Consider the following 17,085-nt stretch of genomic DNA (forward strand, 5'->3'; position numbering starts at 1 on the left):
TTTTGTTTACAGCACTGCGGGATATGTGTTTTTATAAGTGTCATATACTGACTGAAGGTATGTCGTAGACTTTTTCCTTCGTTTGACTAGGTGTTTTGGTAGCTCTGTTATCAAACTGTTATATAGTAAGTTGACTTACTTATATTGTGTGTGTGAGGTTTAAGTGTTGCCAATCACCAGAGCAAAGATACTCTGGGACGAAAGGAAGAACAATGACTCCTGGAAAGAAAATCTCCACTAATTTTGCTATCGGACTCCTTGCTGTGGGCACAATATGTGCCGTTGCTCCGAGTGCCCATGCGACGACTCCTACTAGCACTGTTTCAAGTACGAACGCTACTGAAGGTTCACTCAAGTATCTCGCTGTTAACGATAGTCAAGCCATCATCGGCTCCAACGAGTTCGATCTTTCCTTTAACGATGAGGGCAAAGCTATCGCCACCGATACAGAAGGTAACTCAGAGGTGCTTCCCGAGGAATCAGTTGACCAGAACGGCAATCAAATCTTCTTGAAGTATGAAGATAACGGAAATAACGAGTTACTTGTTTCCGCAATCGCAACTACAGAAATGCGTAGTGTAGGTCAATGCCTGACCGGTATCGGAGGTGGAGCCGTAACTGGCGCAGGAACTCTAGGCCTAGCTGGCGCGGCAGTTGGAACTGTCACTCTCCCTGTTATCGGAACCGTAGGAGCCGGGGGAGTAGGCACCGTAGTTGGTGGAGTAGGCGGTGGCCTAACTGGCGCAGCTGCATCATGTTTTGGATAGAATTTCAACATCTGTCCCATCAAGGATATTTGAGCGATATTTATGTTAGAAAGAATTCAAAATAATATTGGTCTTCCAGCAATTCTTCTGTATTGGGGTTTAGGCATAGTTAGCTACCTGCTGTTTCGTAGTATAGAAGCAGATTTGGTGCTCATTGGGTGGCTCCTTGGAGTCCCATTTGTAGCAGTAGGTACGTTGTTAACCCTAGGGTGGTTCCTGGGAAGGGAGTCTTAGTGCGCTTGATAAAGCCAAGATATTTTCCTAATAAGTCCACCACCATTTGATTAAGGATGCTCTCAGCTCCTTTTCCTAGGTTTAGCCCAAAGCTACTAGCGATTGAGATTGAGCAGAATAATATTTCTGCCCACCGCAGAGCTTAAAGCCCCACTAAGGAGCCGGCTTCTGAACAAAGAGCCGTCTTTCTAGCGGCCTTTTGTTCAGAAGCCGGCTCTTTAACAGCGCCGAAGCCAGAAAATTCTGGTATTGCTAGAGGTAGCCCAGGTTGACAGCCCAGCAGACCGAGAGCAAGGAGACACATGAGCAAGGACGATCGAGACTGGCTCTCCCGCAAGCTTTTCCGCGAGGGAACCGAACCTGACCCGCGTTTCACCCTGGCAAACGAGCGCACCTTTCTAGCCTGGATTAGAACCTCCCTCGCCTTTCTCGCGGGCGGCATCGCCGCCTACGCCTTTGAGGGAATGCCCGGCATTGACGGCGAACGTTGGCACATCATCGCCTTTCTCATGCCCATCCTTGCCTGCATCCTCACCGTTTTTGCGGTCTTTCGCTGGATTCGGGTAGAGCGCTCCATGCGGGTGGGAAAGCCCCTGCCCTCCCCTGCCGGACTCCCCCTTATTGTTCTAATCGTTGCGGTTTCTTCGGCAATCGTGGTTAGCCTGTCTGTGGTCTAGCATGTCTGATTTTTCTCAGGAGCGGAGGCGCAGCAAAACCAGAAGGCTCCGTTTTCGCCGTAGCAACACCAATCCCCGTTTTCTTGAGCCGATTCATTCCGATGTTGGCCTACAGCCCGAGCGCTCCTCCCTCTCCTGGGTACGCACCTGTTTCTCTCTCTTTATTCTGCTTCTTGTTCAACTGAGACTGGGGCATTTTACCCTCTTCCCCACCCTGATCATCATCGGAGCAACGGTCTGGGTCTTCTTCACAGCAACCACCCGCTATGAGAACCAGGCACGCGGGGTTGCCAATGAAAAGTACCACCCCAACACCGCCCAGGTTCTTGGGCTGGCCGCACTGGTACTTGCCATGTGTATCGCGATAATTCTGACCCTCTTCTAGGGAGTAAGCCCCGTTGTACAGGGTTATCTCTGATGTACAGAGATACCGCTGTACATCAGAGACAAGCCTGTACAAAATAAGTGGGTTGCGGTCTTCTAACACAGTGGCCCCTGTACCCAGGAGAATTCCTGTGCACAGGGGCCACGCCTATATCTCAGAGCTCCTAGGAAAGAGCCGGGAAAGCCAGGCCGGCGGCAACCACTGCCACCAGGCCAATGAAGGGCACCAGCACGGTAACCACACCAATGTCTTTGTAACCCTGGCGGTGGGTCATGCCACACACCAGCAGCAGGGTCACAATAGCGCCATTATGCGGCAGAGAGTCGAAGCTAACCGATGCCATAGCAATAGCGCGGTGCATCAGTTCAGCACTAATTCCCTGGTCAGCCGCCATCTGAGAGAGCTGCTCACCAAAAGACTGCAGGGTAATGGAAAGACCGCCAGAGGATGAACCGGTAATACCCGAAATCACCGCGGTAGCCACCACGCCCACAATCAGCGGGTTATCACTGACCCCAAAGAGGCCATCGCGCAGAACGGCAAAGACAGCCAGTGAAGCAATCACGGCACCGTAACCCACCTCAGAGGCGGTGGTGAAAACGGGCAGAACCGCCGTCTTCGCGCCGTCATTAAGCGACTCGACGTACTCTTTAAACTTCTTGGGCTGCATCAGGAAGATCAGAATTCCCGCAACCACCAGCGCCACGGTCACCGACCACACGCCCAGTACCGCCTGCAGGGTGGTGGCGCCGAACTTCTCTTCGGCGAGGTAGGAGGTATCGAGGCGCGGAGAAATTACGTAAACGTAGAGGGCGTTGACAGCCACAACCACCAGAATCGGCAGCAGACCGATCAGGCCGCGCTTGGCAGTGCCCACCGGCGGCATCACGATGGCGGCGGTTTCGGGGGCGGGGCGGTCGCCGATACTTTCGGAGACGCCGTCGGTGCTGGGGGACGACGGCAGTAGGGTGTTCTCTGACTTAACGGCGAAATCGATGAAGCCCTCACCGGCCTTTCTCATGCTGCGCTCCCGCCACATCAGCCAGCCCATACCGCACACAAAGGTAACCGCTGCACCAAAGAGGCCCAGAATCGGGGCGGCGAAGGTGGTGGTACCGAAGAAGCGGGTGGGAATCGCGTTGTGAATCTGGGGAGAACCGGGTAGCGCCGCGGTAGCAAAGGTAAAGATACCCAGAGCAATAGCGGCAGGAAGCAGACGCATTGAGACGTTAGCGTTCTTAAAGAGCGGCTTAGCAATGGGAACGATGGTAAAGGCAATCACCCAGGCGCTCACACCACCGTAGGTGAGAAGAGCGGTGATGATAGCGGTAACCAGCACAGCCCGCTTAGGGCCGAAAATCTGGGGAATCCAGCGGGCAATGTCTTCGGCATAGCCGCTGACAGTCATCAGGCGGCCAAAAATAGCACCCGCTAGGAAGAGCGGGAAGAAGCCGATGATGAAGTTACCCAGAGCAGGCATAAAGATCTGGGTGTAGGAGGCGAGCAAGGGTGCGCCAGAAAAAGCGATAGCAATCAGAGCTGCGAGTGGAGCAATAGCAACAACGGAGTGTCCTCGGTATGCGAGACCGATCAGGAACACCAGCGAAAGAACTATGCCTATCAAACCCCAAAGCATAGAGACTCCTTGAAGGACTAAGTAAGGAAAGATTGAGCGGCAAACGGGCCGCGATTTAGTTCACCTATGAACTAAATTTTTGAGCATGACCCATATATTACATACCAAAAACGTGTTCTACGCCATGAAGTTTCGCTGTGTGAAACCGAATTTTCAGGGGTTGATCGAGCAAAATCCGCGAGATGTCAAGGGAAAAGTGCACTCTGACACTAAGTAAAAATTTTTAAAAATAGTTCACTTGTTGACAAGTTTTAGATCCGATATATAGAGTGATAGCCATCATAACGGAAAGGGGATTAGCGCAGTTTGCGCGGCTACTTACGCACCGCTTTCCCGCTCAATCGAACGAGAGAGACTCAGCTTGTTGAGCAAGATACTCAGTATCTCTTGTTCGGAGTCGGTGAAGTCGGCAAGTAGCTTACGCTGCAGGCGCTCCTGCTGTTCGACAGCAGCCTTGACCAGGCGGCGTCCCTCATCGGTGAGGGAGAGGACGATCGATCGTCCGTCGTCAGGCGAGGGGCTCCGAGTCAGCAGCCCCCTCTTTTCAAAGGAGGAAGACAGACTTGAGACAGATGCTCGACTAGTGTTGGTGAACTCTGCGGCACGAACCGGCTCAATATCGCCCATAACCCACAGAACAAACAGCAGGCGGTAGCCAGACCAGGTGAGGTTCAAAGACTTATGAACCTTGCTTTCGAACTCAGAGATGAGGTTCGAAGAGGTGCGGTTTAGCTGAACCAAAACCGTGTTGAGCCGGGGATCGATAGAGGGAATTTCTTCCCGTAGCCGCCGCTCAGAAAGTTCACCGAAGGTACGAGCATCAATCATCTTTAGTCTTCTTTTCTTTGATTAGTTCTTCCACCGACAAACTGAAGGGATAGGTAGACATGCCTTTCTACACGAAAGTTGGTCTTCTTCCAAAGCATCGCCACACGCAGATGCGTGATGAAGATGGCAACCTCTACTACGAGGAGCTTCTCGGAGAAGAAGGCTTCTCGCTCGATTCATCACTTGCTTACCACAAGCATATTCCATCGGCCCTGGTTGATGTGCGCTCCTGGGAGCTACCCGACCAGACCCTAACCCCCAACGACCCGTTGCTTCCCCTGCATCTGAAGCTGCACGATCTGACCTTCGAGGGTGAAGGTGGCAAGGTCGATGCTGTGCGTCACCGCCGCCTGGTGCTGGGCAACAGCGACGTCCGTATCTCCTACGCCCTGGTCAACGAAACCAGCCCCCTTTACAAGAACGGCATTGGCGATGAACTCGTCTATGTCGAGCGCGGTTCGGCCCTGGTAGAGACCATGTTCGGTGCCCTGGAAGTTTCTCAGGGTGACTACATCATCATTCCCCGCGCTGTTATTCATCGCTGGGTTCTGCGCGATGGGGAAGAGGCCCGCCTCTACTTCATCGAGGCTAACTCCCACGTGGCTCCGCCCCACCGCTACCTCTCCCGCTACGGTCAGCTGCTGGAGCACGCTCCCTTCTTCGAGCGCAACTACCGCATTCCGACCGATCCGCTGCTGGCTGACGGCCAGGATGTTGAGGTCTACATCAAGCACCGCGGCCACGGTCCCTCGGGTGTTTCAGGCTCCATCCACGTGATGCCCGAGCACCCCTTCGACATCGTCGGTTGGGACGGCTGCCTCTACCCCTTCGTATTCAGCGTCTACGACTACGCGCCTATTACCGGCAAGCTGCACCAGCCGCCGCCGTCACACCAGGTCTTTGAGGGTCACAACTTTGTTGTCTGCAACTTTGTGCCCCGCAAGGTGGATTACGCCGAAGGCGCAATCCCCGTGCCCTACTACCACTCCAACGTTGACTCCGATGAGGTCATGTTCTACGTAGAGGGTGACTACGAGGCTCGTAAGGGCTCCGGTATCAACCAAGGCTCTATCTCCCTGCACCCGGCGGCCCACTCTCACGGCCCCCAGCCCGGTGCTATGGAGGCCTCCATCGGCAAGGAGTTCTTCGATGAACTGGCCGTGATGGTTGATACCTTCCAGCCCCTGCTCCTTGGCGAAGCCGGCCTTGCAGCCAACGATCCGGCCTACAAGTCCTCCTGGACCGGCGGCCGCTGGATTGGTCAGAAGTAATGACTGAAGCGACGTTTGAGAAGTTCTTTGACGACGCCGCTGTCTTTCCCCCGGGGCTAGCGCCCCTTGAGCGCGCGGTGGATGAGCACATCCGCCGCGCTGCAGATCCGGTGGCCTCACGTTTTGTGGGGCCTCTGGTTCTGCCTGTGGGACAGGTAGAAAAGGCGATAGAGTTGGCTGGTTCCTCTGCCATTGATATCAATGTGGTGGGCCCCGCCGAGCAGATTGACGATCTTAAGAAGATAATGTCTGCCAACACCACCGATTCTCGGGTGGTCGGTGCCGAGTTTAAGCTGGGCTCCCTTGAGGCCCCCGAGGCTTTGAAGGCGGTTGCTGATTTCGCCTCGGAGAACAGCAGTATTGAGGTTTATCTGGAGCTGCCCTACGAGCAGGTAACCGACGAAAACCTCGATTTCCTGGCCCAGCACGGCATTAATCTGAAGTTCCGCACCGGCGGTGTGACCGCCGATCTCTTCCCCTCAGATACCGAGCTGGTGGATGTCATCGACAAGGCTCTGCGCCACGAACTGGCCTTCAAGTTCACGGCGGGTCTGCACCGGGCGATGCGCTACACCGATGAGGAGACCGGCTTTGACCACTTTGGTTTTGCCAACATCGGTGCGGCCATCGATACCCTACAGCGCGGGGGTAGTCGGGACGACGCTCTGGCGGCTCTCAACAGCACCGACAGCGATGCTGTGAGCGAGAAAATCACCGCCGGAGACACTGAATGGCGCGAGGCTTTCCGCTCCTTTGGTACCTGCTCGGTGCCAGAGCCCACGGGAACCCTCCGCGACCTGGGGCTAATGCGCCCCGAAACTGTTGAACGATTCGAGATGTAGGAGAGTCATGAGTTTTGCAGATACCTATTCAACCGCTGGTTTTGGTGTTCAGAACCTGCCTTACGGTTCCTTTTCTGCCGACGGCGGTAAGACTTTCCGTCTCGGTGCCCGCCTCGGCGAGCGCGTGATTGACCTGGGCGCCCTGGCAGCTGCCGTGGGCGGCCTGGATGAAAAGGCCACCCAGGCTGTCTCGGCATCTAACCTTGATGCTCTGCTGGCAGCGGGTGCCTCTGTGTGGTCGCAGGTGCGCACCTGGTTGCAGAAGGTAGTCACCGAAGAAGAGGTCAGCACCGTTGAGCCTCACACCCACGCGGTAGACGGTGTCACCTACCAGCTGGCTTTTAGCCCCGCTGACTACGTGGACTACTACGCTTCCGAGCACCACGCTACCAACCTGGGCAAGATGTTCCGCCCCAATGAGGATGCCCTGAAGCCCAACTGGAAGCACCTGCCGGTGGGCTACCACGGCCGCTCCGGCACCGTGGTTGTTTCCGGCACCGACGTGCCCCGCCCCAAGGGTCTGCGCCCCGAAGAAAGCGGTATTCCCAGCTTTGGCCCCAGCCGCCGTCTTGATATTGAGGCTGAGATTGGCTTTGTGCTGGGAGGCTCCGCCCCTAAGGGTGAGGTGAGTGTGCAGAAGGCAGCTGAGGAGCACATCTTTGGTGTCTTCCTCTTCAATGACTGGTCTGCCCGCGATATTCAGAATTACGAGTACGTTCCCCTGGGCCCCTACCTGGGTAAGTCTTTCGCTTCGACCGCAGGCACCTGGATTGTTCCCTGGGAGGCGCTGAAGGCCGCCCGTGTTGATGCGCCCGAGCGCACCTATCCTGTGGCCTCCTACCTTGAGGACGGCGCTGAGGTGGGCGGCGGTTACGGCCTGGACATCACCATGGGCGTGACCGTCAACGGCGAGACTGTCTCCCACCCGCCCTTCAAGTACCTTTACTGGACAGCGCCGCAGATGGTGGCTCACATGACCGTCAATAACGCTTCTCTGCGCCCCGGCGATATGTTTGCCTCCGGCACGGTTTCTGGCCCCGAGAAGAGCCAGCGCGGCTCCTTCATTGAGCTGAGCTGGGGAGGTAAAGAGCCGCTGACCTTGAAGGACGGCTCTGAGATGTTCTTCCTCGAAGACGGCCAGGAGATTGGTCTTACCGGCACCGCTCCCGCAGCTAATGGCGAGACCATTGACTTCGGTGAGTGCCTGGGAACCATCAAGCCGGCAACCTAATAACCCGCGATGAGGGCACCCTGGCATCTACAGATGCGGGGTGCCTTCCTTAATTTTTTATAGCGCACAGTAGGGTTTTGCTACCGCTGAGGAACTCTGCAGGTGGCAGACACAAAGAAGGTAATCATGACACAGGAAAGTACAAAGGTGTACGAGGGGGATCTCCCCAGCTTGCTCTCTGAGCTCATCTCAGACGGCGACACCCTAGCAGTCGGTGGTTTTGGTCTCTCAGGCAACCCCTTCGACCTCATTGAAGCCCTGGCTCAAACCGACCGTAAAGATCTCACCATTGTCTCCAACAACATGGGCATCGACAACGAGGGTCTGGGAGTTCTGCTCCAGGAACGCAAGGTTCGTAAAGTCCTGGCATCCTACGTTGGAGAAAACAAACTTTTCGCTGAACTCTACCTCTCGGGAGAACTGGAAGTAGAGTTCAACCCCCAGGGAACCCTGGCAGAACGCCTGCGTGCCGGCGGAGCCGGAATTCCCGCCTTCTACACCGCCACCGGTGTGGGCACCCTTGTAGCAGAGGGCAAGCCCACCGCGGAGTTTGACGGCCAAACCTATGTTCAAGAACGCGGTATCGTAGCCGATGTGGCCCTGGTTCACGCCGCCATTGCAGATGAAGACGGCAACCTGCGCTACCGGCGCACCTCCCGCAACTTCAACCCCCAGTGCGCAGAATCGGGAAAGATCACGGTGGCCGAGGTAGAAAAAATTGTTCCTCGCGGTGAACTCGACCCCGACGACGTGATGACGCCCGGCGTGCACGTGGACTACGTCGTCCTCGCAGCAGAGCGCACCAAGCCGATTGAGCAGCGCACCGTGCGCCCGCGCCCCTAACCTGCAGGCTGTGAAGAGAGGATTTAGACAATGCCTTGGACTCGTGACGATATGGCAGCTCGCGCGGCAGCGGAGCTGACCGACGGTTCATATGTAAATTTGGGAATCGGTATTCCCACCCTGGTTGCCAACCATATTCCCGAAGGAAAGCGCGTGATGCTTCAGTCGGAGAACGGAATTTTGGGTATGGGTAACTTTCCCTATGAGGGGGAGGAAGACGCCGACCTCATTAACGCCGGCAAGCAGACGGTGACCCTGGTGCCCGGTGCCGCTATTTTTGACTCAGCTACCAGCTTTGCCATGATTCGCGGCGGCAAGGTGGCCACCGCGATTCTGGGGGCTATGGAGGTCTCCCAGGCGGGAGATCTGGCCAACTGGATGATTCCGGGAAAGATGGTCAAGGGAATGGGCGGCGCCATGGATCTGGTAGCGGGCACCCCCAACGTGATTGTGCTGACCGACCACGTGACCAAAGACGGCTCCCCCAAGCTGAAAAAGGAGTGCGAGCTGCCCCTAACCGGTGTGGGCGTGGTCGATCGAGTGATTACCGACCTTGCCGACTTCACCATTCGCGACGGTTCAATGGAGCTCACCGCCCTGGCACCGGATGTCACCCTGGATGAGGTTCGCCAGAAGACCGCCGCCGAATTTAGTGTTGCCGAAGGAGTTGAATCATGAGCAAAGAAAACGATGTGGTGATTGTTGGTGCCGCCCGCACCCCCATCGGCAAGCTGCTGGGCGCTCTCTCGCCCCTGTCTGCCGTTGACCTGGGAGCTACCGCGCTGAAGGCGGCACTGGAGAAGTCCGGGGTTGCTGCTGACCAGCTGGACCAGGTGATTTTCGGTCAGGTGCTCCAGGCGGGAGCGGGCCAGAACCCCGCGCGTCAAACCGCTGTGGCGGCGGGTGTTCCGCTGAGCGTTCCCACCATGACCGTCAATTCTGTCTGCCTCTCGGGCCTGCGCTCGGTGATTGAGGCTAGCCGCCTGATTACCTCGGGTGAGGCCGATGTGGTGGCCGCCGGTGGCCAGGAATCGATGTCTCAGGCTCCCTTCGTGGTGCCCAACCTGCGAGCTGGCAAGGCGTTTGGGCAGGCTCCCCTGCTCGATACCCTAGAGCGCGATGCCCTCTCCGACGCCTTTGACCAGAACTCTATGGGCCTGAATACCGATCTCGGAAACGCAAAGTACGGTATTACCCGCGAGGAGCAGGATTCGATTGCCGCTGCCTCCCACCAGCGCGCCGCTGCCGCCTGGGAGTCCGAGGTCTTTGACGCCGAGATTGCCCCGGTATCGGTACCCGGCCGCAAGGGTGCGGTCAACGTGGTGGAAAAAGACGAGGGTATTCGCCCCGACACCACCGTAGAGACCCTGGCTAAGCTGCGCCCGGCTTTTAGGGAGGACGGCACGATTACCGCCGGTAACGCCTCGCAGATTTCGGACGGCGCTGCGGCGGTTATTCTCGCCCGCCGCTCCTGGGCCGAAGAGAAGGGGCTGAATATTCTGGCCACTGTGGTGGGCTGGGCTAACACTGCCGGCCCCGACGACACTTCCCTGCATACCCAGCCCGCCCACGCTATTACCGCGGCGGTGAAAAGGGCCGGGATCAGTGTTGAGGATTTGGACTTCGCAGAGATCAATGAGGCTTTTGCCTCTGTGACTGCGGTATCGATGGCCGAGCTGGGCCTAGATTCTGAGAAAGTGAACCTCCACGGCGGCGCCGTTGCGATGGGGCATCCTGTAGGTGCCTCGGGTGCCCGCCTGGTGGTTCATGCCGCCCACCTGCTCGCCACCGGTGAATACGGTAGCACCGCAGCCGTTGCCCTGTGCGGCGGCGGCGGCCAAGGAGACGGGGTGGTGCTGAAGGCAGGATAACCAGTATTTTCAAACATTATTTTTCCTGGAACCGGGGGCGGTGCTGTTGTGGTTACCGCTCCCGGTTCTTGTTATGTCCCGCAGCCTCTGCCTGCACAATCTTCTGGATATTTTTCTCAATCACCCCGGGGGACCGGTGCGGTGGGTAGCAAACCACCACCGAGTTCTCTATCTCGGGGTTTGCGATAGGAACAGAGACAACCTCCTGGCCGTGTAGCGAGTGGGTAATACGGCCGAAGCTGAAGATAAGAGAGAGGGCCAGTCCCTCTCCCACCAGCGACTTCAGTGTGTCGTTACTCTGCGCCGTCCACACCACCTGCTGCTCCATAGAGTGCCTTTCTAACAGGTTATAGATGGTGTCGTGGGCAGGCATATAGCCCGGTATAGCAAAATTTTCTTGCCTCAGCTCATCCAGGGCAACCGAGGTCCGCTGAGCCAGCTTATGGCTGGCTGGAACCAGGGCGTAGAGGGTCATCTGACCGGCATCTAACACAGCGGTGTTCTGGGGGTCGTGGCCCTTGTAGGTCAGGGCAACATCAACCGTGCCCAGGGTGAGCTTTTCTTTCATTTGAGCCGCGGTCAACTCAACAAAATCAACGCTTACCTCGGGGAAGTTCTGCGCGTACTCCCTCAAAATCGCCGGCATTACCCAAGGGGCAAGCGTGGGAAAGATTCCGATTTTAATGGAGCGCTCAACTCGCTGGTTAGCCGACTCGACAATCTGAGGAATCTGCTGGGTTTCCCGCAGGATTTTTCTCAGGTGGGCAACCACCGCCTCCCCCGCCTGCGTGAGCACAACCCCCTTAGAGCGGCGTCGTACCGTGAGCACGGTGTGCAAAGACTTCTCGATTTCATCAATAGCCTGCCCCACCGCTACCGGAGAGACCTTGCAGAGGTCGGCAGCACCGGCGATAGTGCCCGTGTCAGCAACGGCAACCAGGTATTCCATCTGGCGAAGTGTGAGACCGATCATAGGTAAATCTTATTTTATTACTTATAAAAAACAAGTTTACCTAAGTTTATGACCCACGTAACATCGAAGAATCGCTATCTCACGAAAGGAAAGAGCCTTGAGCCAGACGCCCCAGGTTATTACATTAGGCACCGCAGGCGGCCCCCGCGTATGGACCTTTGACGATAACTCCGAGCCCCGCTGCGGCATCGCCACCGCCGTGGTGGTCGGCGATAAGTGGTACCTGATTGACTGCGGCCAGTCGGTCTACCGCCAAATCCGCAAGTCTGGCCTGGACCTCAACCAGCTGGCGGGAATTTTCATTACCCACCTGCACTCCGACCACGTGGTTGACCTAGCGAATATTCTGACCCTGTCTTTCTACGACATGAAGATGAAAGACCGCATTATTCCCATCTACGGCCCCGGCAACCGCCAGGTGCTACCGCCGCTCTCCCCACGAGCCTCCGGCCCGGTAGAGCCGCTGAACCCCGAGAACCCGGTTCCGGGCATTGCAGAAATTGTTGACCTGCTCTTTAGGGCGAACGCAACCGACATCAATGACCGAATCATTGACTCCCTCTACCCCAACCCCGCCCATACTTTCCAGGCCCGCGATATTCAGATTCCCGCCGAGGTGGGCTTCCACGCCAATGACAACGCCAGCCCCTCCATGCGCCCCTTCACAATTTATGAAGACGACACCGTGAAGGTCTCGGCAACCCTGGTGGTTCACCCGCCCATTGCCCCGGCCTTTGCCTTCCGCTTTGACTACCAGGGCGGCTCGGTGACTATCTCTGGCGATACCCGCTACTCAGAGAACCTCGGGGTGCTGGCAGAGAACACCGACCTTCTGCTGCACGAGGCAATCGATTTTGACTGGGTGTACCGAGTCAAGGATCCCTCCAACGAAACCGACCGGGCCTCGATTGACCACCACAAAAAATCTCATACTCCACCCGATGAGGCGGGCAAGCTCGCCGAAGAAACGGGAGCAAAGAGGCTGGCACTGCACCACCTGGTACCCGGCAATGCGCGCGGACTCACCTGGCAGGCCGCCAGCTCCACCTACTCGGGTGAACTGATCATTCCATCGGATAACGACCGTATTGAATTGGGATAAAGAATATGATGAAAAAAATCGGTGCGCTACTTGCTGTCACAGCCCTTGCGCTTTCAGGCTGCGCTCAAACCGACCGAGAGTACCCGTCAAAGAAAATTGAGCTGATTGTGGCCTTTGGAGCGGGCAGCACCAACGATGTGGTTGCCCGTGCTTTCGCCGCCTCTTTCGAAGATGTCAGCGGCGGAACGGTGCTGGTTTTAAACCGCCCCGGCGCAATGGGAATTATCGGCACCACCGAGGCGAGCCTGACAGCTGATGACGGCTACACCATGCTCCTTGCCCCGGTGGCAGCCTTCACCAACGCCCCGCTACTCCAGGAGACCCACTACAGTTCAGAGGACTTCAAGTCCGTCACCTCGCTGTCTTCCCAGGGCTTTGCCATTACGGTGAGGGCAGACTCCCCCTACAACTCACTGGATGATCTCAAGAATGCCGACTCTGCCCTAACCTACGCCACCCTGGGCGAGGGCCACAGCGGCCACGTTCTGCTGGCCGAGATCCTCAAAGACCTGGGCAAAGACGGCCGAGCTATTCCCTTTGACGGCGCCGCCAACGCTATCCAGTCAACCATCAGTGGCGAGACAGACATTGCCGTAACCGATGCCTCTGCCGCCTACCAGCGCGAGAAGTCCGGTGAGGTCAAGGTTCTTGCGGTGACCGGTGACGAACGCATACCCAGTATGCCCGATGTTCCTACCGTGACCGAAGAAGGCTACCCCGAGGCCAACTACCTGGCCACCCAGGCTCTGGCGATTCCCGCCGGTGTGGACGATGAAACCACCCAGAAGATCACCGAGCTGGCAGAGAAGGCAGTTCACAGCGATAGCTACCAGGAATACCTCAAGACAGCCAACTCAACCCTGCAAGACATCGACGGGCCCAAGTGGATGACCGACTACGTACCCGAAGAAAAAGCCCGCATTGAGCAGGCCTACCAAGAACTGGGTATCGGCCAAAGGTAGGGAAAGGAGGTACAGATGACTCACACAGACGCTCACGTGATTACCCTCGGCACCGCTGGCGGCCCCCGCGTTTGGACCCTGGACGACGACGCTGAGCCCCGCTGCGGTATTGCCACTGCCGTGGTAGTCGGCGATAAGTGGTACCTGATTGACTGCGGCCAGTCGGTCTACCGCCAGGTGCGCAAGGCCGGGCTAGACATCAACAAGCTGGGCGGTATCTTTATTACCCACATGCACTCAGACCACACGGTGGATCTGATTAACATGCTGGTTCTGGGTTTCTACACGGTGGCCGGAGAAGGCCACACGATTCCCATCTTTGGCCCCGGAGATCGCGGCGCCCTGCACCCACTCTCCCCCCGCGCGTCCGGCCCGGTCAACCACGTCTTCGACGATCAGCCGACCCCCGGCACCCGCTCGATGGTGGACTTTCTGTTGCGCTCGCACGCCACCGACCTCAACGAGCGAATCCTCGATTCTCTCTACCCCAACCCGGTCAATATTTTTGAGGCGCACGATATTGAGTTGCCCGCCGACTGCGGCTTTCAGGCCAATAGTGCCCCGAGCCCGGCCATGCGCCCCTTCACCGTTTTCGAAGACGAGACCGTGAGGGTTTCGGCAACCCTGGTGGTTCATCCGCCGGTGGCTCCGGCTTTCGCCTTTCGTTTTGATTATGACGGCGGTTCGGTCACGATCTCCGGCGACACCAAGTACTCGGAGAACCTCGGAGAACTGGCGGCTGACACCAGTCTGCTCTTGCACGAGGCCATTGACCTGGACTGGGCACACAGATTTTATGACGACGACGAGTCGGGTAGGGCCTCCATCGACCACCACAAGAAGTCACACACCCCGCCCGATCTGGCGGGAAAGCTGGCGGAGCAGGCCGGTGCCAAAAAACTGGCGCTGCACCACCTCGTTCCGGGCAACGCCCACGGAAAGGTGTGGGAATCTGCCCGGTCAACCTACTCGTCTGAGCTCATTATTCCCCGAGATAACCAGGTTATCTCTCTGAATGGATACACGGTATGAACAAAGAAGAAGCTCCCTATATAGCACCTGACACTCAGGCCTCGCCCATTGTGGGGCGGCACCAGCCTGAGAACCTCCGCGGGGGTTATCCCAGAATCTACATCTTCATGATGTCGATGACCTTGATTGTTTTCATCGCGCTGGCGGTCTACGCCTTTAACCTAGCGGTCGGTAGCTTTTCTAAGCCCGGCCCAGGCCTCTGGATTCTTACTGCCTCAGTTCTGGCGCTTTTGGCCTGGCCCTTTGCACTGAAGGCCAAAGAAGAATACGAGCGTTTCAACCGCGAGCGCGTAGACAAGATGCTCTTTATGCTGGCGGGTCTGGTTGCCTTTGTGGTGCTCTACCCTTTCACCGGTTTTCTAGTGGCTGGGTTTATCTCCATGCTGATTATCACCCGGTTCAGCGCCCGCGAATCGTGGAAGGTCTCTCTGATACTTTCGGTTCTCACCCCGGTGGTGGTCTACCTGGTGTTTGTGGTTGCTTTTCAAGTGGGTCTCAGCGGCCTGCCCGAGTGGATGTCTTAAGGAAGTGACATAGTATGCAAGATATTTTCTCCGGTCTCGCAACCGGCTTCGGTGTTGCTTTCTCTCCGATGAACCTGCTCTTTGTGCTCATCGGTGTTGTCGTGGGTACTCTCATCGGCCTAATTCCGGGTCTGGGCCCGGTGACGGCGATCGCGCTGCTGCTGCCGATTACCTACGAGTTAGACGCCACCACGGCAATTATGATGCTGGCAGGTATCTACTACGGTTCCATGTACGGTGGGCGAATTCCTGCTATTTTGCTCCGTCTACCGGGAGATGCCTCGGCGGTGGTCACCACCTTTGACGGCTATCCTATGGCCAAGAAGGGGCGGGCCTCTGAGGCGCTGAGCCTTTCGGGTATTGGCTCCTTCATCGGCGGTACCGTGGCCATTATTGGCCTGACCTTCCTGGCCCCTCTGGCGGCTAATATCACCGCCCAGATTGAATCTGCCGATCTTTTTGCCCTGGCCCTGGTGGGTCTACTCATGATTATTCTGCTGACCAACGGATCCAAGGCAAAGGCTCTGATTATGGGTGCCCTAGGTATTGTGGTGGCCACCGTGGGTCTTGACCCCATTACCGGCCAGGCCCGCCTGACCTTCGGCTCAATGGATCTGCTCTCGGGAATTGATATTGTTTCGGTGGCAGTGGGCCTCTTCGGTGTGGGCGAGCTGCTCTACAACGCAGAGCACGGCTTCTTCAAAGGCATGGGCAAGGCCAACCTCAAGCCCAAGATGCCCTCGAAAGCAGACTGGGCAGTGTCTAAGTTCGCTATCGCCCGCGCCTCGATTATCGGCTTTTTGATTGGTATTATTCCCGGCGGTGGCGGCACGGTTTCCTCCGTGGTTGCCTACGGTGTGGAGAAGAAAGTCTCCAAGCACCCCGAAAAATTCGGCACCGGCGCCCCCGAGGGCCTGGCAGCAACAGAGACAGCCGACAACGCGTCGTCCAATTCCTCCTTTATTCCGCTGCTAACCCTGGGTGTTCCCCCGAACCCCGTGCTGGCGCTGATTTTCGGTGCCCTGCTGCTACAGAACATCACCCCCGGCCCCACCCTGGTGCAAGACCACCCCGATGTGTTCTGGGGCGTGATTGCCTCGATGTACATCGGTAACGTGTTGCTACTGGCGCTGAACCTGCCCCTGGTGGGCGTGTTTGCCCAGATGCTGCGGATTCGCGGTTCCCTCATGGCTCCGATCATTCTTCTGATTGCGCTGGTGGGTGTCTACAGTGTGCGCAACAGTCTCTTTGACGTGGTAACCACGATTTTCTTTGGCCTGCTGGGCTACGTGCTGCGCAAGGCAAACTTCGACTTGGGCCCGCTGATTCTCGGCTTTATTCTGGGCCCCATTCTCGAGGTGGAGTTCCGCCGCACCATGCTGGTCTCCGGTGGTGACTTTGGAATCTTCCTGGTTTCCCCGGTGGTTCTGGGTATCGGTCTACTGATTACTGCTCTGCTTGCTTGGAGCATTATCAGCAACTTCCGCAAGCGCCAGATTGAGCTGCGCCGCAAGGCGAACGACCCGGACCATACGATGTACTTTGGCTAGAACATTCTGTGGCAGGTTGCTTCAGTAGGGTGCGTGCAGCCCTGCTAAATCGAGCGGCCGTGAAAACGCCGAGAGGCCGTGTTTAGCACGGCCTCTCGGCGTTTTCACGGCCGCTCGATGGAAACCCTACAGATCTTCGCTCTTCTTTGAGGCCTTGATACTCCTATAGGCCGAAAAGACCACGCAGATAGCTAGCACCACAAAGGCCGAGGGAATGATAAAGAGTGCCAGCGAATGGGAAATTGCCCCATCGGCAAGAAGCTTAAAAGAAGAGAAGATTGCAACCGCACACACTACCATCACGATCGACAACAATAGATTGGCATTATTTTTCATCGGTGCTCCTATCAACTCGCT

General features: G+C 56.9%; 18 protein-coding genes. 14 read left to right on the forward strand and 4 right to left on the reverse strand.

Going from position 1 to position 17,085, the window contains the following annotated elements:
- Positions 1–212 precede the first annotated feature (212 nt).
- The 3 genes from IEV00_RS10165 (at position 213) to IEV00_RS10175 (ending at position 2,063) form a co-directional block, all read left to right on the forward strand.
- Positions 213–767: a Pathogenicity island protein gene (locus IEV00_RS10165; RefSeq protein WP_188360254.1), complete on the forward strand. Its 555-nt coding sequence runs from the start codon at positions 213–215 to the stop codon at positions 765–767.
- Between the two features lie 536 nt (positions 768–1,303).
- Complete coding sequence (locus IEV00_RS10170) at positions 1,304–1,678, forward strand: YidH family protein (protein WP_188360255.1); 375 nt, start codon at positions 1,304–1,306, stop codon at positions 1,676–1,678.
- A gap of 1 nt (position 1,679) precedes the next feature.
- Entirely contained in the window at positions 1,680–2,063 is a 384-nt protein-coding gene (locus tag IEV00_RS10175; RefSeq protein WP_188360256.1) for a DUF202 domain-containing protein, read from the forward strand.
- A gap of 163 nt (positions 2,064–2,226) precedes the next feature.
- Here IEV00_RS10175 and IEV00_RS10180 read toward each other — a convergent pair whose 3' ends face one another.
- Together IEV00_RS10180 and IEV00_RS10185 are read right to left on the reverse strand one after the other, a co-directional pair.
- The gene (locus IEV00_RS10180; RefSeq protein ID WP_188360257.1) at positions 2,227–3,699 is read right to left on the reverse strand and encodes a GntP family permease; all 1,473 of its coding nucleotides are present in this window, start codon (positions 3,697–3,699) and stop codon (positions 2,227–2,229) included.
- A gap of 318 nt (positions 3,700–4,017) precedes the next feature.
- The gene (locus IEV00_RS10185; protein WP_188360258.1) at positions 4,018–4,527 is read right to left on the reverse strand and encodes a MarR family winged helix-turn-helix transcriptional regulator; all 510 of its coding nucleotides are present in this window, start codon (positions 4,525–4,527) and stop codon (positions 4,018–4,020) included.
- A gap of 59 nt (positions 4,528–4,586) precedes the next feature.
- On the opposite strand from IEV00_RS10185, the gene IEV00_RS10190 reads away from it, so the two are divergent.
- The 6 genes from IEV00_RS10190 (at position 4,587) to IEV00_RS10215 (ending at position 10,585) form a co-directional block, all read left to right on the forward strand.
- A complete protein-coding gene (locus tag IEV00_RS10190; RefSeq protein ID WP_188360259.1) occupies positions 4,587–5,798 on the forward strand; it encodes a homogentisate 1,2-dioxygenase in 1,212 nt (403 codons plus the stop codon).
- Complete coding sequence (locus tag IEV00_RS10195; RefSeq protein WP_188360260.1) at positions 5,798–6,640, forward strand: hypothetical protein; 843 nt, start codon at positions 5,798–5,800, stop codon at positions 6,638–6,640. Before IEV00_RS10190 ends, IEV00_RS10195 begins: the two co-directional genes overlap by 1 nt.
- Before the next feature lie 7 nt (positions 6,641–6,647).
- On the forward strand, positions 6,648–7,871 hold the full coding sequence (gene fahA / locus IEV00_RS10200; RefSeq protein ID WP_188360261.1) for a fumarylacetoacetase: 1,224 nt from the start codon (positions 6,648–6,650) through the stop codon (positions 7,869–7,871).
- Between the two features lie 126 nt (positions 7,872–7,997).
- On the forward strand, positions 7,998–8,714 hold the full coding sequence (locus IEV00_RS10205) for a CoA transferase subunit A (RefSeq protein ID WP_188360262.1): 717 nt from the start codon (positions 7,998–8,000) through the stop codon (positions 8,712–8,714).
- Between the two features lie 30 nt (positions 8,715–8,744).
- Entirely contained in the window at positions 8,745–9,392 is a 648-nt protein-coding gene (locus tag IEV00_RS10210) for a 3-oxoacid CoA-transferase subunit B (protein WP_188360263.1), read from the forward strand.
- Positions 9,389–10,585 carry an acetyl-CoA C-acyltransferase gene (locus IEV00_RS10215; protein WP_188360264.1) on the forward strand — a complete coding sequence of 399 codons (1,197 nt, stop codon included), beginning with the start codon at positions 9,389–9,391 and terminating at the stop codon, positions 10,583–10,585. Before IEV00_RS10210 ends, IEV00_RS10215 begins: the two co-directional genes overlap by 4 nt.
- A 52-nt stretch (positions 10,586–10,637) precedes the next feature.
- Here IEV00_RS10215 and IEV00_RS10220 read toward each other — a convergent pair whose 3' ends face one another.
- Positions 10,638–11,558 (reverse strand): LysR family transcriptional regulator, encoded by a 921-nt coding sequence (locus IEV00_RS10220; RefSeq protein ID WP_188360265.1) that lies wholly within the window; start codon positions 11,556–11,558, stop codon positions 10,638–10,640.
- A 97-nt stretch (positions 11,559–11,655) separates the two neighbouring features.
- Between IEV00_RS10220 and IEV00_RS10225 the strand changes: the two genes are divergently transcribed.
- Genes IEV00_RS10225 through IEV00_RS10245 form a run of 5 tightly spaced genes read left to right on the forward strand, consistent with a single transcriptional unit; the run spans position 11,656 to position 16,728 of the window.
- Positions 11,656–12,660 (forward strand): MBL fold metallo-hydrolase, encoded by a 1,005-nt coding sequence (locus IEV00_RS10225; protein ID WP_188360266.1) that lies wholly within the window; start codon positions 11,656–11,658, stop codon positions 12,658–12,660.
- 5 nt (positions 12,661–12,665) lie between these two features.
- On the forward strand, positions 12,666–13,622 hold the full coding sequence (locus IEV00_RS10230) for a tripartite tricarboxylate transporter substrate binding protein (RefSeq protein ID WP_188360267.1): 957 nt from the start codon (positions 12,666–12,668) through the stop codon (positions 13,620–13,622).
- Positions 13,623–13,637: 15 nt separating this feature from the next.
- Complete coding sequence (locus IEV00_RS10235) at positions 13,638–14,654, forward strand: MBL fold metallo-hydrolase (protein ID WP_188360268.1); 1,017 nt, start codon at positions 13,638–13,640, stop codon at positions 14,652–14,654.
- Entirely contained in the window at positions 14,651–15,178 is a 528-nt protein-coding gene (locus IEV00_RS10240; protein WP_188360269.1) for a tripartite tricarboxylate transporter TctB family protein, read from the forward strand. Before IEV00_RS10235 ends, IEV00_RS10240 begins: the two co-directional genes overlap by 4 nt.
- A 14-nt stretch (positions 15,179–15,192) precedes the next feature.
- The gene (locus tag IEV00_RS10245; RefSeq protein WP_188360270.1) at positions 15,193–16,728 is read left to right on the forward strand and encodes a tripartite tricarboxylate transporter permease; all 1,536 of its coding nucleotides are present in this window, start codon (positions 15,193–15,195) and stop codon (positions 16,726–16,728) included.
- Positions 16,729–16,854: 126 nt separating this feature from the next.
- Here the strand turns inward: IEV00_RS10245 and IEV00_RS10250 are convergent, their stop codons facing one another.
- Positions 16,855–17,064, reverse strand: coding sequence for a hypothetical protein (locus IEV00_RS10250; RefSeq protein WP_188360271.1), 210 nt, complete (start codon positions 17,062–17,064; stop codon positions 16,855–16,857).
- Positions 17,065–17,085 lie beyond the last annotated feature (21 nt).

Origin of the sequence: Rothia aerolata (assembly GCF_014635585.1) — a bacterium.
GTDB lineage: Bacteria > Actinomycetota > Actinomycetes > Actinomycetales > Micrococcaceae > Rothia > Rothia aerolata.